Consider the following 15,202-nt stretch of genomic DNA (forward strand, 5'->3'; position numbering starts at 1 on the left):
GTTAAACCAGTAAACTGAATGCCCTCATTAAAAAAGACCATTTTAAAATACTTTCCGATCGATAAGTTTTTCTTTTCCAGATCTTATTCACAAGAGGGCGAGGACATGCTCATCCGCAGTTTTTACGAAACACGCAAGCGCTACAAAGGCTATTATGTAGACGTCGGTGCACACCATCCCTATCGTTTTTCGAATACGATGTTTTTTTATAAACAAGGCTGGCGTGGGATTAATATTGAGCCATCACCGGAAGCGATGAAATGGTTTCAGTTTTTCCGACGTCGGGATGTGAATTTAAACATTGGAATCAGTGAGAGTCCGCAGGAGCTGACCTACTATTGTTTCAACGAGCCGGCCTTAAACGGCTTTTCACAGGAGATATCGGAGAAGCGAGACGGCTTGAATGCAAAATACCATTTGATAAAAAGCATTCCCGTTCCTACACTACCGCTTTCGGAGGTATTGGATAAGCATTTGCCGAAAGGGCAGGAGATTGACTTTCTTTCCATCGATGCGGAGGGATTTGACTATATCGTATTGCAGTCGAACGACTGGGAGCGTTATAGGCCCATATTCGTGTTGGTGGAGGAAGAGCTAAGCATTAAGGACTTGAGCCAGTCGGCGGTTTACCGCTTTCTGAATGAGAAAGGGTACGAACTTGCCGGAAAAACGAAGCGCACCTTGGTGTTCAAGCGTGCCGATACGCGCTAGCGCATTGCTTTCTTAGCCTTCCGTTGGTTTATTTTCTTTTCGATGAATCGAGCTAAGCGTTCGAAAAATGTTCCTTTCCTATTCTTGTAGAAGTGCTTGATTTCCGAAAGCGCTATAGGATCTTCCTCTACAATCGTCGGGTACTTCCGTATGGTCGTTTTCGCCAATTGTACTTTATAGACTTGATCAACATCGGAGTGGGTTCCGGAGCCGTCAGTTCCAGTATTTTGAATATAAGAATTACGCGGATAGAGTACCAGGCCTTGCTGATTAAAGACCGATAGGTACCAGCGGATTGCCCAGGAGTTGATCTTCCCCGCTTTGAATTGCTTCACCTGTTTCCAGAAGTTCTCGGTATGATCTACGCTAAAGGCTTTGATGTCGCGGCGTTTGAAATCTTTCGTCAGTTCTTCGATATCGGGGTTGAAATGCTTCCACGCACGATCCCATGTCGCCCATCCCCAGCTGCTGGCTACCCGAAAGAAGAAAGACTCGGGGAGCGATTTAGGATTCTTAACAGGATACATATAGCCTGCAATCTGCATCACTTTCTCATTTTCGGCATATTGATTCAATGCCGAGTTGAAATAAGTCAGCGCAAAGCGGGACGTTTCCAAATCATCTTCTAATACGATAATGCGCCCATGTTTCTGCAGCACCTGTGTTACCCCGTCGATAACAGAATTGGCAAGACCTTTATTCTGTCCACGTTCAATGATATAAATATGCTTAAACTTCCAGGGTTCCCGAATAATAGCGCGCACGCTGTTGACATCGTCGATATTCTCGGCCGTCTTTGCAGCATCGGAAAAGATGTAGATTTCAGACTGATCAGCCAGTCTATTGGCTTCTAAAGCCTGTAGTGTTTTTCTAGTGTGAACGGGTCTGTTATAAACAAATAGTGCAATCGGTGCTAACATGAAGGGGTTTTACTATCTATATGGTTCAAATATATGGAGTTAATCTCGCAATGCTTACGTATATTGGTATTTTTTATATGCTGTACAAATATCTTTCCTAAATTTGATGAGTTTTTAAATTCATGAGCGATAATACAAAAAACATCACCCTCAACGGCCTTTTCTGGAATGCCCTTGATCGTTTTGGTAATCAGATCATTGTTACCCTCGTCACGATCATCACTTCCCGAATTTTAAATGAAGAGGATTTTGGGGTAATTGGTGTTTTGATGATCTTCTCGACGATCGCTACTGCGTTTGTGGATAGTGGCCTCGCCACTTCTTTAGTACGTTCCAAGAAAGTGGACGAACTGGATTATTCGACCATGTTCGTTTTCAATCTATTCGTCAGTGTCTTTTTCTACCTGATTTTATTCTTCTCTGCACCTTATATCGAGGATTATTATGGCATCCCTAATCTAGCGCTCTATGCGCGGGTGCTGTTCCTGCAGCTGTTGATTCATGCCTTCGGAATTGTACAGTATGTGAAGATCCTAAAGAATTTCCAGTTTAATGTGACTGCGAGAATCAATGTGCTAGCCATCTTTTTTTCGGGGATTATTGTCGTTGTTCTGGCATTAACAGGTTTTGGCGTTTGGGCCTTGCTGTTGCAGACCGTTCTCTATACCCTTTTTCGGACAGCCATGTTATGGTATTGGGGCAATTGGAAGTTGAGCACGCAGGTGTCTATGGCTTCGCTTAAGCATCATTCCTCTTTTTCCTTGTCTTTTATGGTCGCTAATATGATGGGGAAGGCGCTATCGCCTCTGTATTATTCCTTTATCGGGAAGCACTTTACGATTAAGGAAACCGGCCATTATTACTTCGGAAATAAATGGGGAGAGACGCCGGGGATGATGATTTCGGCAATCATACAGGGCACAACCTTATCTACCCTACCCCCCATACAGGATGATTATCCACGATTCTTAAATGCCTGTAGGAAATCCATGTCTTCTTTGGCTTTTGTGCTGCTGCCGGTTAGCCTTTTGGCGATTGCAGTGGCAAGACCGGCTTTCAGTTATTTCACGACGGATAAATGGTTGCCTTCTGTCGAATATTTTCAATGGTTATGTTTTGCAGGCTTCTTCATCTCCTTTGCAGATATGAATGTCAACTTCTTAAATATTAAAGGACGTTCGAAGTATGCACTCGGCTTGGAAGTTGCTAAATTTTCCTTGGCGATAATCGCGCTATTGTTGACTTATAAACAGGGGATCATTTATATTGTTTACGGACAGGTTGTTGTGCGGATACTGATCTATTTGGCGACAACCGTGATGAGCGGCAGGGTGTATGGCTATCATTTCCTTTCGCAAATGAAAGATCTTGGTCCCTCGTTTCTCATTAGTATTTTCGCTGCGGTTTTGGCCTATTTACCCCTCTATTTTCAGCTTATTTCGCACGATTTACTGCTCATCATCTGTCAAAGCCTTATATTCGTAGTCGTTTATGTCGGCATCAATCACCTGATCGGAAATGCCATTTGGTTAGAGGTGCTCGGCATGCTTAAAAAGAAATTTGCTAAATAGTTTTCATGGATTTTGTTGCACAAGGAAATTGGGTTGGATATCAGACTGTTTTTTATCATGATAAAACAGGTGCCTATGGTTTGGATATCAATGATGTCATTGACTACGGCAACCTGGACATTGATCAGGAGGGGTTAGCAGCTTATCTGGACTTTGGTTATTCCGTATTCGGACATACCCCTGTCAAACATGTGAAATTCTTGTTGCCCAATCAACGTCTTTATCTGGAGGATGGAAAACCAGTGGTACGCGAGCGTGCGGATGCCATTGCTGCCGAATTGGGAAAAGAAACCCATGAGGATGATGTTCTCCAATTGATTCATCATCGGGTGAACAATTGGGCGAACGGTTTTTCAGAGAACATCCTTATCCCTACCAGCGGAGGCTTTGATTCGCGATTGATGAATGTGTTGATCGATGACAAATCTCGTATTCATGCTTATACCTATGGTACTTCGTTTAATCAGGGCGCTTCGCGCGAGTCAGTATATGCTAGTTTGCTGTCAGAACGTTTAGGGACGCAGTGGCATCGGATTCCATTAGGTCAGTTCAACATCTATATGGACGATTGGTACGATCAGTTCGGGCCGGCGGTTGCCGCTTCGGGGACCTATCATATGGAGTTTTACGAGAAGATTCGGGCGAAGGAGAATCGGGCGAAATTGGGACTACTAAGCGGTATCATCGGTGACGCCTGGGCTGGTGCAGTCAAGGTTCCGGAGATCACCTCGGCTAGTCAGTACCGCACCTTAGGCTATACCCATGGCATGAGTGCGGATTCCAAGTTGGCGATGAATGTAGACTACACAGGTCTTGCCGAAACTTTATTTGATAAACAGAAGGAACATCTGAAGAGTCCGGACTTCCGAATCGTTACAGCGATGCGGACCAAGATGATGATGCTGCAGTATTTAATCGCTGTACCGTCGCGTATGGGCTTCCCGGGATATTCACCCTTCGTGGAAGAAGATATTGCGCTTGCGATGTTAAATTTGCCGGTAGAGCGAAAGCAAGATCGCGCATGGCAGCGGGATTATTTTAGAAAACAGAATTTACTCTTCGAAGAGGAGAAACATAAATATACCTACCAAAATTCGCTAAACTATTATGCGTTGCTGCACGAACAGTTAGCGCCCTTAGACGCATCTTTATTGCGCGAATTGATCAAGCCGGAATATCTGGACTGGATTAACCAGCGCATTCTTAATATTGGAGCGAAAGAGCGCGTTTTCCAAACGCTGATGCATACGCCGAAGGTGAAGGGCGTGCTGAAGCTGTTAGGCGCCAGGAACGGCCTATTAGCGGCTTATTTTGCGTATATTACTATTAAACCTATCGAAACCTTATTAAAGAAACGGAATGCAAGCATCAGCCCAGCATAGATTTCTATTCGTCGGCGACGCCGTGTTGCAGACGGAGCCTGAACTGTCGGAAGAATTAAAGGCTTTGTTATTCTCTGCCGATATTCGTTCATGCAATGTGGAAGCACCTTTGCAGGGCTTTGGTAGCCCTATTGCAAAGACCGGTCCTTTGGTTGCACAGAATCCGCTAGCGGCGGATTGGCTGATCGCTTCGGGATTCAACCTGTTTCCGATGGCGAATAATCACATCTATGATTATGGGATCGAGGGCTTATTACATACCATGGAAGCTTTTCCACATGACGCAACCCTGGGCGTAGGAACGGAAGAGGATGCTTATGATATTTTAGTGCAGACCTTCGACGATGTGAAATATGGGTTTTTGGCGTATGGCGAGAATGGTTATGGGGCGTTAAATGGTGACCGGGAAGCGGGGCATGCTTGGGTCAATAGCCCAAGGGTGCAAGAGGATATACAGCGCTACAAGAAAATGGTCGACGTTTTGATTGTGCAGGTGCATGCAGGAGTAGAGCTATTGGACGTGCCGATTCCGGAATGGCGTGCTCGCTATCGTCGTTTGGTGGATTTAGGCGCTGATGCGGTAATCTGCCATCACCCGCATGTGATGCAGGGAATTGAAGAATACAAGGGCAAACTGATTTGTTATAGCCTAGGGAATTTTTACTTTGATTACCCAAGCAATCATCCACAGTGGAATCTTGGTGCGGTGTTGACCTTAGACTTCCAAAACAAGGAATGCGTTGCTTATGACTTCCAGGTGGTTAAGAAAACAGGGACACGCGTAGAATTGGAGGAGGAGTCGGTTTCTGCGACTTGGCTGAAGAACCTCAATGAGAAGCTAAATGCTTCCTCCTATATTGATTATGTGAATGAAGCCGCTGTGCGCGATTGGGAGCAGCACCATGCGACATACTATGCGAAACCTTTCAATGGATTAGCGAAATATAGCTTGAAGAATATGTTGAAGCATGCGAAAAGGGTATTGTTCAATAAAAGTATTGATTACAATATGATTTGGCATAACATGTTTATTGAAAGCAACAAATGGCTCGTTGAAAGAGCCATTCGGTATAAATTTAGACAGGAACAAAAGTAAGGCTTAGATGACCGTTACTTGGTTTCTGAACTCTTTTAAACTTGGATGATTGGGGTCTAGATCGGTAATCAGGTAGTTGATATCGCGCAATGGCGCTACACGCATCTTCTGATTGGAATTCAGCTTTTCTACGATGCTCAATACGCCTAATTTCTTCGAGCATTTAATCATCGCTTTCTTAATCTGCACAACCTCCCAGTCAGAATCTGTGATGCCTTCTTCAACAGATAAACTGTTAGTTCCTAATAAACAAAGATCGACTTTGATTTCTGATAAGGCATTGATCACCTGTGAACCCGAAACAATATTGGTATTTCTAGATAGATGCCCGCCTAACAGAATGACTTCTAGATTTTCTTTCTCAGCAAGTTCCAAAGCAACTAAAGGGCTGATGGCGAAAAAAGTACATTGTATGTCTTTCGGCATCAAGCGTGCTAGTTCGATCATACTGGTACCACCACCAACTAGTACGGTCATGCCGCTCTGTATTAAAGAGATCGCTTTGCTGGCAATTTCTTTCTTTGCCTCTTTTGCATAGACATTGTTTTCCTGGAAAGGGTAGTGGAAAGACTTGGATAATGCACCTCCATATACCTTCAGTACTTGCCCGCTTTCCGCTAACTCATTTAAATCTCTACGAATCGTATCCTCCGAAACATTAAGCTGTACACTTAGATCAGATGAAAGTACTTTATTGTGGATATTAATTTGATGGATAATAAATGCCTGTCTTTCTTCTTTTAACATAACTTATGTATTGATTAGGTCTGTAAAAATATAAAAATATTGGATAGTTCGAATTAAGAAGCATCATCTGTAGGAGAATCTTTTCCTTCCTCAGCTGTTTTCTTTGCTTTGAAGCGCGGCGTGAAGCCTCTAGGCTTCGCTGCTATAGTAACGCTTTCTTCGCTTGATTCCGTATCGGGCGTTTGCGGTTTTTCCGCCGCCTGCTGATCTTGGACGTCTGGGCTAGGTTGGGTAGATGTGGTCTCAGGACTCGCCGTTGTTTTCGTCAATCCTGCTTTAAACCGGGGCGTGAAGCCTTTAGGTTTTGCAGCAGGGATAGGTTCCTCTTCTTTTTCGGAAGCAGGAGGCTCAATTGCAGGGACTGCTGTTTCAGTACCGGGCTCAACGGCTTTTGGTGGATTGGCAGCTTTAAAGCGAGGCTTGAAGCCTACGGGCTTCGTAGTAACAGGTTTACCTTCTGTCTCTGCTGCGGGCGAATCGCTTGCTGTCTTGGTTTCTTCTGTTGGGCTTTCTTCTACTTTTTTAGGAAGGTTGGCCGCTTTAAAGCGTGGCTTGAAACCGCTTGGTGCTGCGGGTTTTGTTTCTTCTTTCGCTGCCTCTTCGGTTTTCTCTTCAACAGGCTTTGCCGCTGCAGCTACTTTAGGACGGAATTTGGGTTGAAATCCGGCAGGTTTTGGCGCTGCTGGCACGTCTTTATTTTCCTCCGCTTCTATAGGCTTTGCTTCTGCCGTAGCGGCGCTTGCCGCTTTAAACTTCGGACGGAATCCTGCAGGCTTCGTTGCTGCCGTCTCGGACTTGCTCGCTGTTTCGCTGGATGCAGGAGCTGCTTTTGCTGCTGAGGGCGTAGGGATAGCTTCCTCCGCAAGAAGATAGCTTTTTCGAAGTCTATTGAACCAGAACTTCTTGCTGTGGTCGAAACTCTTCTCGCCCATCAACTCATAATGTTCCGCAAATTCCTGATACAAAGAGGGCTCTGCTTTCTTTAAAGCTTTGATGTCGATTTTCTTCTTGGCAAAAAAGTCTGCGAATGTCAGCATATACAAATGTACATAATCGGGATTACTTTTCAATTATGCGCAGCGATGTTAATAGGAATGGTAAAAGCATAAAAAAAGAGGGCATAGCCCTCTCAAAATATTTTGTTGTCGGATTAGTCCATATTGTGGTAAACAGCTTGCACATCATCGTCCTCTTCGATCTTATCGATCAATTTAAGAACGTCTGCAGCCTGTTCTTCACTAAGTGTACTATGTGATAGGGAAATGCGTTCTAGCTTCGCAGAGCTTACTTCAATGCCTTTCTCTTCCAATAATCTTTGCATATTACCAAAGTCTTCAAAAGAAGTTTGCACCACGACTACATCGTTTCCTTCTTCATCAGCCTCAACGTATAATTCTTCTAGGCCTCCGTCGATCAGCTCTAATTCTAGTTCTTCTACATCCAATTCCTCTGTAGCAGGGAAACGGAAGATGGATTTACGTTGGAAGATAAAGTCTAATGAACCCGTTTTGCCTAATGAGCCGCCGGACTTGGTAAAGTAGCTGCGGATATTGGCTACTGTTCTGTTGGTATTATCCGTTGCTGTTTCGATCAATACTGGAACGCCATGAGGGCCATAGCCTTCGTATACATATTCTTCATAGCCTTTTGCATCTTTTTCGGAAGCACGCTTGATCGCAGCTTCTACACGGTCCTTCGGCATGTTTACTGCTTTCGCGTTTTGAACAGCAGTACGCAGTCTGGAGTTGTTTTCCGGGTGAGGGCCGCCTTCTTTTACTGCAATAGCAATTTCTTTTCCAAGACGTGTGAACTGGACAGCCATTTTGGCCCAGCGTTTAAATTTTCTTTCTTTTCTAAATTCGAAAGCTCTACCCATTTTATTATAATTTTGATTTCAGATTCGATAACATATCCTCTGTCATCGCTTTCAGATCGAAAGTTGGTTTCCAACCCCAATCTTTTCTGGCTTCGTCATCGTTGATGCTTTTTGGCCATGAGTCTGCAATTGCCTGACGAGGATCATTCTCGGAATACGAGATTTCAAAATTAGGAAGAATTTTTTTAATTTCTTCGGCTATTTGTTTAGGAGTGAAGCTAATTCCTGCTAAATTATAGCTCGAACGGATGGTTAATGCCGATTCAGGTGCGTCCATTAACTCGATTGTTCCTCTTACAGCATCATCCATATAAAGCATAGGGAGTTCGCTGTTTTCGGATAGGAAACTTGCGTACTTTCCTTGACGAATGGCTTCGAAGAAGATATGTACGGCATAGTCTGTTGTGCCGCCTCCCGGTTCTGTACGCCAGGAGATAATGCCAGGGTAGCGAACGCTGCGGATATCTAATCCATAACGGTTATGGTAATACTCGACCAAACGCTCACCAGCAAGCTTACTGATACCATAGATACTGTTAGGATCCATGACACAATACTGCGGTGTATCTATTTTTGGAGAGTGTGGTCCAAACACCGCGATAGAACTTGGCCAGAAGATTTTCTTGATGCCCAACTCAACGGCAAGGTCTAGAACGTTTAATAACCCGTTCATGTTTAAGTCCCAAGCTTTCTGAGGGTATTGTTCGCCGGTGGCTGATAGCATTGCGGCAAGTAAGTAAATCTGTGTAGGTTTGTATTTCTCTAATAAGGAGCGGATTCCTTCTTTATCCAGGACGTTTAATGTTTCAAATATCTCTCCTTCGGCAATTTCTTTGGGAGCTCTAATGTCAGAGGTGATCACATTTTCTTTTCCGAATTTAATTCGTAAAGCTGCTGCTAATTCGGAGCCGATTTGACCGTTGGCTCCAATCATCAATATGCATTCTTTCATTGCTGCAATGATATTTATGTAAGGTATTTTCTGTTATTAACGATGTAAATCGATTACTCCGGCGAAATTAGTAAAATAATGCTGGGTAATCGGCGTCGAGCGCGATTTTACGCAATCGTATGAGTGAGAAAATAAAGGCGTTAAGCCTGTTTTTTCATCATTTTTAAGGATAAAATCCTTTCCTGTACGAAAGTACTAAATCGCGGGATTCTACTACCGCCGCTTGGATTGATATATTGTCAACAAAGTGCTCGCCTTTCTGAATATATTTCAGCGAAATAAGGAATGTCTTGAATATTGTTCCGTGAATGGGCATGTTGCTTATTAATAGCTAAAATTAATTACAAACATTGATGTTTATTTAGTAAGTTTGCTCACTTAGATACAATGAGTTATCATCAATTTTACTAAAAAATTAAAGCAAAAATTTAAACTATGAAAGTTGCAGTAGTAGGCGCGACAGGACTTGTCGGGTCAGAAATGTTGACAGTATTGGCGGAACGTAATTTCCCGGTAACAGAGTTAATTCCCGTAGCTTCGGAGCGTAGCAAGGGTAAGGAAATTGACTTTAAGGGGAAGAAGTATAAGGTTGTGACGCCTACTGAAGCTATTGCACTGAAACCGGATGTTGCTTTATTTTCTGCAGGTGGCAGCACGTCGACTGAGTTTGCGCCCTTGTTCGCCGAAGCTGGAATTACAGTAATCGATAATTCATCCGCATGGCGTATGGACCCGAGCAAGAAGTTGATTGTTCCTGAAGTAAACGGCGATGTGTTGGAAGCGAACGACAAGATCATCGCTAATCCGAATTGCTCAACAATTCAGATGGTGGTTGTTATGAAACCGCTTCATGAGAAATACAAAATCAAACGTGTCGTGGTTTCGACCTATCAGTCGGTGACTGGTACGGGTGTGAAAGCCGTTGATCAGCTGATGAACGAACGCGCAGGTAAGGATGGTGAGAAAGCTTATCCGTATCAGATTGACTTGAACGTTATCCCTCATATCGATGTATTCCAAGATAATGGCTACACGAAAGAGGAAATGAAGATGATTCAGGAAACAAATAAGATTATGGGCGATGATTCGATCAAAGTTACGGCGACTACGGTACGTATTCCGGTAGTTGGTGGACACTCGGAGTCTGTAAATATTGAGTTTGAAAATGATTTCGACCTTGCGGAATTAAGAGCGGCTTTGGAAGCGCAAGAAGGAATTATTGTGGTTGATAATCCGGCGAATCTGGAATACCCAATGCCTAAAGATGCGCACGGTAAAGACGAGGTTTTCGTAGGACGTATCCGTCGTGATGAATCGCAAGCAAATACAGTAAACCTTTGGATCGTGGCAGATAACTTACGTAAAGGTGCTGCAACAAACGCAGTGCAAGTAGCGGAGTTATTGCAGAAGAAGGGATTGATTTAGATTCTAGATTTTAGATATAAGATTTAAGATATAAGATGAATGGCTGCCTAAATAGGGCGGCCATTTTTTTTGCTGATGGGGGTAGAGTTTTGGAAGGGGATGGACCGTATCTCATGGTTTTAATGTTCGGGTTTTATTTGAGGTTTTGCGGCAATGTTACATTACTTTCTCGCCGTTTCATATAGACCATGGTACACATGCTGCACCTGTCACTTCATAAAAATTTAATGCTTGAATCAAGATTCTTTATGCTGGTAAAAGCTTTAGTTTTGAGCCGTTGAATTTGATGAGATGCGGATAAGGTTCAACATCAAGCTGCTGTTTGTCGTTCCGAGAGGAATAGATCTAACTTGCTCTTTGACATTTTGATATGGCATCTCTAGGATGCCTTCGACCTTTAAGAGAAAGCCGTGCATTTTTACACAGATAAAGACCATTGACATGGTCTACATTGTTCAGTCCGAAAGCTGATCTAAAACAGATAAAGCTGTCCTTTTTGGACAGCTTTATTTTAGTTTTCAGAGGTCGTTAAAAGACCTCCACTCTATATTTTGGTTCTGTTAATTATCTAACAGGAACAAATTGCCAGTTATCATCAAGGTAAGTAGAAGCTGAAATACCAGTTGCTACATAACCTTTACCATCGATAGCAAAACCGATTGCTTTTTCACGAGCGATAGATAATGCTTGGTGTTTGCTAGTCCATGAATCGTCTGAAGGCGTATATTTCCAAACGCTAGTTACGACACCTGATGCTGAACGACCGCTCACAACATAACCATTGCTACCAATCGCAAATGCAGAAGCATTAGCACGTCTAACATCGATATCATCCGTTTTTAGGTCGCCTAATTTTTTCCACTCGGTACCATCGAATGAGAAGAACTCTTCAGGGTAAGCGTTGTTTGATGTACCACCACCAACGTATGCAACATTATTGATTACGAATGCAAAAGCATACGCTTTTTTGTACGTAAATTTAGTCGCGATTGCAGTCCAAGTATCGGAAGCAGGGTCATATTTGTAGAAGTCACTGAATGTTTTATCAGTTGGTGTTGCTCCTAATCCTACGTAAGCGTTGTCACCGATAGTGAATGCTACAGCACCAAAGCGAGCCTCACCTGGGAAATCGGCTTTCTTAGTCCAAGTATTTGTGTTTGGGTCGTACTGATAGAAATCTTTCAATGCTTTATCGCCATCATATCCTAAACCAACATATCCTTTTCCACCCACAGCGAAACCTACTGCTGAATGTCTAGCTGAACCTGTAAAATCTGCTTTTTGAGTCCATTCTGTGCCATTGAAAGCATAGTTGTCTTTCAATGTATTACCAGTTTTGATGTAACCACCTACTAAGTAAGCAACTTTATCCAATGTGAAAGTAGCAGCGTTACTACGAGGGTCGCCAGTAAATACAGATGCTCTTGTCCACTCTGTCGGTCCATTGTCTGTTGTATCCGTACTTTCTTCGTCTTTTTTACATGAGTTAAGTGATGTAATAGCAAAAACGCCGACTAAAAGTAATACAAGCCAGTTTCTCTTGTTCATAGATTATTTAAATTTTGTATATACGATGTTTAATTTAATTTTTGGTTTGTTGTTCTCTGTTGCTAAAATACTAGTATTTGCGCTATAGTACAATTCCGATGGAATTGTCAATGGAGGAACTTGTTGTCCTCGGTTTATTGACTCTCCTTGTGGCGAGACAGATAAAAATAAGGATTTATCTTTTGCATTCTCATCATTTGCCGAGCGAATGTATTGGATCATGTTGAAAATATAACGTCCGTTGCGGCCAGTATTGTTTCCTACCTCATAGGTGCCATGCTGTACCGCATTGGCGAAAGGCGTATTTACATAGCCTGTCGGGATATTATCTGTCGCAATCCATAACATAGGTTTTAATGCTGCCGTATAATGTCCGACATCTTTTGAAGCCACTTCGATAATCAATTCAGCTTTGTTGATGGCAATATTCTGTGTTTGCATAAATTCTGCTAAACCAGGGAAAGTAATCTTGGTCACTACGCCTGTTCCACCTTGAATATAGCTTACCCCATTGCTTGCTGAACTAGGAATTTCTTTCGTTGTACTAAGCGTCGCGAAGGCTGTGCCTGATCTATCCGTTTCGAAATTATTGTAATGGAATCGACGATCTCCCATTTGAAGTGTCTTAGCAGTTGACTTTTTAAAGCCATCAGCACCATTATATGAGTAATGTATATTTACAGAAAGGATATTGTGGAAACCGATAATTGCTGTGTTGCTTGCTGCCGGCACTAATACCATACCCTTAAAATACTCTTGAAAGTTCGCGGTCGAATTGAAGACATAGTCTGCGGTGCGGATTTTTTCGAATAACTCCGTACCCCAAGCATCTGCCAATCGAATGCTCACCGAGTCACGTTTGTGCATATGTGGCATAAAGGTCACCGAACCTAAAGGATTCGCGTCGTATGCGAACTTTTGCTGTCCAAAAATGGAAGCTCCTGAAATATATACGGGAATCGGTTGGCCTGTCATCGTGTTATTCAATGTTGTTTGCTCTAACGTTTGAGTTACGCGATGTGCTACAATGGTTTGCAATTTCGTTGTGTCACCATGTGTATATTTGTCAAACGTTGGACGTAGAACCAAAGTGATCGAGTCATAAACTGCATTCTTTGGAATATCATTGCTGACATTTTCTGGCATTAAGCGGAAATAAGCATTTGACGTAACACTTCCAATCGGACCTTGTGAAACTTTTCCCACCAATAAACGCGTTGTTGTATCGCCAGTTCCGGAAGTCGGAATATTTGGCATCAGCACAGTTGAAACGATGGCGCTAAGTGTATCGGATGAAGTTAAGTTTAAGTTATCGATGTTTTCATTTTTCAATGAAATAGACATATCCTTATCGCAACTTACGAAGAATAGGCTCACACAGAAACTTAGGATAATAAGGAAAGTTAATTGTATATTTTTAATCATAAAATCACCAGTCATGCAAAAGTAATTAATGGGAACTGTTAATCAGTGTTATATTTTGTTAAAAGTGGCCCTGAACCTATGCGGTGCAAATCTACTAATTTAAATTTGTTTTAATTATGTTAAAAAAGTATAAAATATTGATACTGGCGATTATCCTGACGGCTGGAGGTATAACGTTGGTGCTCAGCATATGGCTCTACGGCAACTACCAAAACCGCAAAATGTATTTCCTGGGAACCGCCGATCATATACTTTTTGATGTGATTCAGGACTTTTATCAGGAGAACGAACAGGAGCTAGTTAAACAGAATCAATTATTACGTTTTAACCGCGTTGAACGGGTTGTTAAGGCGATCAGCGACCGGTACCCGGATGTGAATAGGGATACAGTGAAGAAACTGGTGGAAGATAATGGCTTCAACAAAGACAATATCCTAGATGAGGTGGCGGTTTCCAAACGTGGTAAGTTTGGTGGCGGTAAGTTTTCCAGACATCTCATTTCTACCATGGCAATCCGCAATATACAATGGGATCAAAGAACCGTTGATACGCTTTCCAAGCGGTTGGAACAGGCTTTGCGCGCCAGAAAGCAATACAGCCCCTTCGAGTTGAAAGTCGTCACGTTGACAGAGGTCGACAGCATGAGTAGAGATGAGATTTACAAGTCGAGGTATAAGCTGTTTAAGACACGCCCCATCTTGATTGATCCCTCGGAAGACAAGTATCTGGAGATTGACTTCCTGGATCCTCGATCTTTCCTATTGTTCTCTATCGGGTGGCAATTGACGATTTCGATATTCTTAGTTTTGGCGCTCGTGGGAACATTTTTCTATTTGCTAGCGACAATCAAAAAGCAGAATCAGCTGGCAATGTTGCGAAAGTCGTTCGTTAATAACATGACGCATGAGTTGAAAACGCCAGTCTCTACGGTGATGGCTGCGGTAGAATCTATACAACGCTTTGGGGCGAAAGACGATAAGGAACGGATGAATCGTTATCTCAATATCTCGAAGCATGAACTTGAGCACCTTTCCAACATGATCGAACGGGTATTGCAGGTGGATATCGCGGAGACGAATGGTGTTTCGCTGAATAAAACATCCTTCGAATTAGCCACTTTGATTGAGGAGTGCGTAGAGAATACACGACTATTTGCAAAAAAACCAATATCCATAACCTTCCAAAACGATAGCCAGAACAGCCTGATACAAGCCGATCATGCACATTTGAAAAATGTATTGACGAATCTTTTCGACAATGCGGTGAAATACTCATCCGATGAGGTGAAAATTGATGTACATTTGAAGGAACAGGACGATCAGTATATTCTTCAAATCCGCGACAACGGCAATGGTATTCCGAAAACTTATCAGAAGTCCGTATTCGATTTGTTCTTCCGCGTGCCTTCTGGAGATATACATGACGTCAAAGGCTTTGGCTTAGGATTGGCCTATGTCAAGCAGATTGTTAATCAACATGGAGGTCATATCGAGCTCGATAGCGAACTCTCGGTTGGCAGCAATTTTGTAATACGCTTACCAAAGTAAGG

The 15,202-nt window shown here is 42.8% G+C and carries 13 protein-coding genes; 6 read left to right on the forward strand and 7 right to left on the reverse strand.

Going from position 1 to position 15,202, the window contains the following annotated elements:
* The first annotated feature begins 18 nt into the window (after positions 1–18).
* Positions 19–711, forward strand: coding sequence for an FkbM family methyltransferase (locus QYC40_RS01230; RefSeq protein ID WP_301991946.1), 693 nt, complete (start codon positions 19–21; stop codon positions 709–711).
* Here QYC40_RS01230 and QYC40_RS01235 read toward each other — a convergent pair.
* On the reverse strand, positions 708–1,631 hold the full coding sequence (locus tag QYC40_RS01235; RefSeq protein ID WP_301991947.1) for a sugar transferase: 924 nt from the start codon (positions 1,629–1,631) through the stop codon (positions 708–710). The two genes, QYC40_RS01230 and QYC40_RS01235, sit on opposite strands and share 4 nt — an antisense overlap.
* Positions 1,632–1,753: 122 nt before the next feature.
* On the opposite strand from QYC40_RS01235, the gene QYC40_RS01240 reads away from it, so the two are divergent.
* The 3 genes from QYC40_RS01240 to QYC40_RS01250 are packed head-to-tail and all read left to right on the forward strand — an operon-like array spanning position 1,754 to position 5,680.
* On the forward strand, positions 1,754–3,202 hold the full coding sequence (locus QYC40_RS01240; RefSeq protein WP_301991948.1) for a lipopolysaccharide biosynthesis protein: 1,449 nt from the start codon (positions 1,754–1,756) through the stop codon (positions 3,200–3,202).
* 5 nt (positions 3,203–3,207) lie between these two features.
* Complete coding sequence (locus QYC40_RS01245) at positions 3,208–4,584, forward strand: asparagine synthase-related protein (RefSeq protein WP_301991949.1); 1,377 nt, start codon at positions 3,208–3,210, stop codon at positions 4,582–4,584.
* Positions 4,562–5,680, forward strand: coding sequence for a CapA family protein (locus QYC40_RS01250; protein WP_301991950.1), 1,119 nt, complete (start codon positions 4,562–4,564; stop codon positions 5,678–5,680). Before QYC40_RS01245 ends, QYC40_RS01250 begins: the two co-directional genes overlap by 23 nt.
* A 3-nt stretch (positions 5,681–5,683) precedes the next feature.
* Here QYC40_RS01250 and QYC40_RS01255 read toward each other — a convergent pair whose 3' ends face one another.
* From QYC40_RS01255 to QYC40_RS01270, 4 genes are all read right to left on the reverse strand, one after another.
* A complete protein-coding gene (locus tag QYC40_RS01255) occupies positions 5,684–6,427 on the reverse strand; it encodes a DeoR/GlpR family DNA-binding transcription regulator (protein WP_301991952.1) in 744 nt (247 codons plus the stop codon).
* A gap of 53 nt (positions 6,428–6,480) precedes the next feature.
* Positions 6,481–7,464, reverse strand: coding sequence for a hypothetical protein (locus QYC40_RS01260; protein ID WP_301991953.1), 984 nt, complete (start codon positions 7,462–7,464; stop codon positions 6,481–6,483).
* Positions 7,465–7,577: 113 nt separating this feature from the next.
* A complete protein-coding gene (locus QYC40_RS01265) occupies positions 7,578–8,303 on the reverse strand; it encodes a YebC/PmpR family DNA-binding transcriptional regulator (protein WP_149527320.1) in 726 nt (241 codons plus the stop codon).
* A 4-nt stretch (positions 8,304–8,307) separates the two neighbouring features.
* Positions 8,308–9,255, reverse strand: coding sequence for an NAD-dependent epimerase/dehydratase family protein (locus QYC40_RS01270; protein ID WP_301991955.1), 948 nt, complete (start codon positions 9,253–9,255; stop codon positions 8,308–8,310).
* Positions 9,256–9,690: 435 nt separating this feature from the next.
* Here QYC40_RS01270 and QYC40_RS01275 point away from each other — a divergent pair, with 435 nt between their 5' ends.
* The gene (locus QYC40_RS01275; protein ID WP_301991956.1) at positions 9,691–10,680 is read left to right on the forward strand and encodes an aspartate-semialdehyde dehydrogenase; all 990 of its coding nucleotides are present in this window, start codon (positions 9,691–9,693) and stop codon (positions 10,678–10,680) included.
* Positions 10,681–11,244: 564 nt separating this feature from the next.
* On the opposite strand, the gene QYC40_RS01280 is transcribed toward QYC40_RS01275, so the two are convergent.
* Together QYC40_RS01280 and QYC40_RS01285 are read right to left on the reverse strand one after the other, a co-directional pair.
* Positions 11,245–12,228, reverse strand: a complete 984-nt coding sequence (locus QYC40_RS01280; protein ID WP_301991957.1) for a kelch repeat-containing protein — start codon at positions 12,226–12,228, stop codon at positions 11,245–11,247.
* A gap of 3 nt (positions 12,229–12,231) precedes the next feature.
* Positions 12,232–13,653: a DUF4270 family protein gene (locus QYC40_RS01285; RefSeq protein ID WP_301991958.1), complete on the reverse strand. Its 1,422-nt coding sequence runs from the start codon at positions 13,651–13,653 to the stop codon at positions 12,232–12,234.
* A gap of 116 nt (positions 13,654–13,769) precedes the next feature.
* Between QYC40_RS01285 and QYC40_RS01290 the strand changes: the two genes are divergently transcribed.
* Complete coding sequence (locus tag QYC40_RS01290) at positions 13,770–15,200, forward strand: sensor histidine kinase KdpD (RefSeq protein ID WP_301991959.1); 1,431 nt, start codon at positions 13,770–13,772, stop codon at positions 15,198–15,200.
* Positions 15,201–15,202: the final 2 nt, after the last annotated feature.

Source organism: Sphingobacterium sp. BN32 (assembly GCF_030503615.1).
Taxonomy (GTDB): Bacteria; Bacteroidota; Bacteroidia; order Sphingobacteriales; family Sphingobacteriaceae; genus Sphingobacterium.

What these genes read in the sequence shown, in the direction of transcription:
- QYC40_RS01230 (WP_301991946.1), top strand. Translation starts at nt 19, where the DNA reads ATGCCCTCATTAAAAAAGACCATTTTAAAATACTTTCCGATCGATAAG.
- QYC40_RS01235 (WP_301991947.1), bottom strand. Translation starts at nt 1,631, where the DNA reads ATGTTAGCACCGATTGCACTATTTGTTTATAACAGACCCGTTCACACT.
- QYC40_RS01240 (WP_301991948.1), top strand. Translation starts at nt 1,754, where the DNA reads ATGAGCGATAATACAAAAAACATCACCCTCAACGGCCTTTTCTGGAAT.
- QYC40_RS01245 (WP_301991949.1), top strand. Translation starts at nt 3,208, where the DNA reads ATGGATTTTGTTGCACAAGGAAATTGGGTTGGATATCAGACTGTTTTT.
- QYC40_RS01250 (WP_301991950.1), top strand. Translation starts at nt 4,562, where the DNA reads ATGCAAGCATCAGCCCAGCATAGATTTCTATTCGTCGGCGACGCCGTG.
- QYC40_RS01255 (WP_301991952.1), bottom strand. Translation starts at nt 6,427, where the DNA reads ATGTTAAAAGAAGAAAGACAGGCATTTATTATCCATCAAATTAATATC.
- QYC40_RS01260 (WP_301991953.1), bottom strand. Translation starts at nt 7,464, where the DNA reads ATGCTGACATTCGCAGACTTTTTTGCCAAGAAGAAAATCGACATCAAA.
- QYC40_RS01265 (WP_149527320.1), bottom strand. Translation starts at nt 8,303, where the DNA reads ATGGGTAGAGCTTTCGAATTTAGAAAAGAAAGAAAATTTAAACGCTGG.
- QYC40_RS01270 (WP_301991955.1), bottom strand. Translation starts at nt 9,255, where the DNA reads ATGAAAGAATGCATATTGATGATTGGAGCCAACGGTCAAATCGGCTCC.
- QYC40_RS01275 (WP_301991956.1), top strand. Translation starts at nt 9,691, where the DNA reads ATGAAAGTTGCAGTAGTAGGCGCGACAGGACTTGTCGGGTCAGAAATG.
- QYC40_RS01280 (WP_301991957.1), bottom strand. Translation starts at nt 12,228, where the DNA reads ATGAACAAGAGAAACTGGCTTGTATTACTTTTAGTCGGCGTTTTTGCT.
- QYC40_RS01285 (WP_301991958.1), bottom strand. Translation starts at nt 13,653, where the DNA reads ATGATTAAAAATATACAATTAACTTTCCTTATTATCCTAAGTTTCTGT.
- QYC40_RS01290 (WP_301991959.1), top strand. Translation starts at nt 13,770, where the DNA reads ATGTTAAAAAAGTATAAAATATTGATACTGGCGATTATCCTGACGGCT.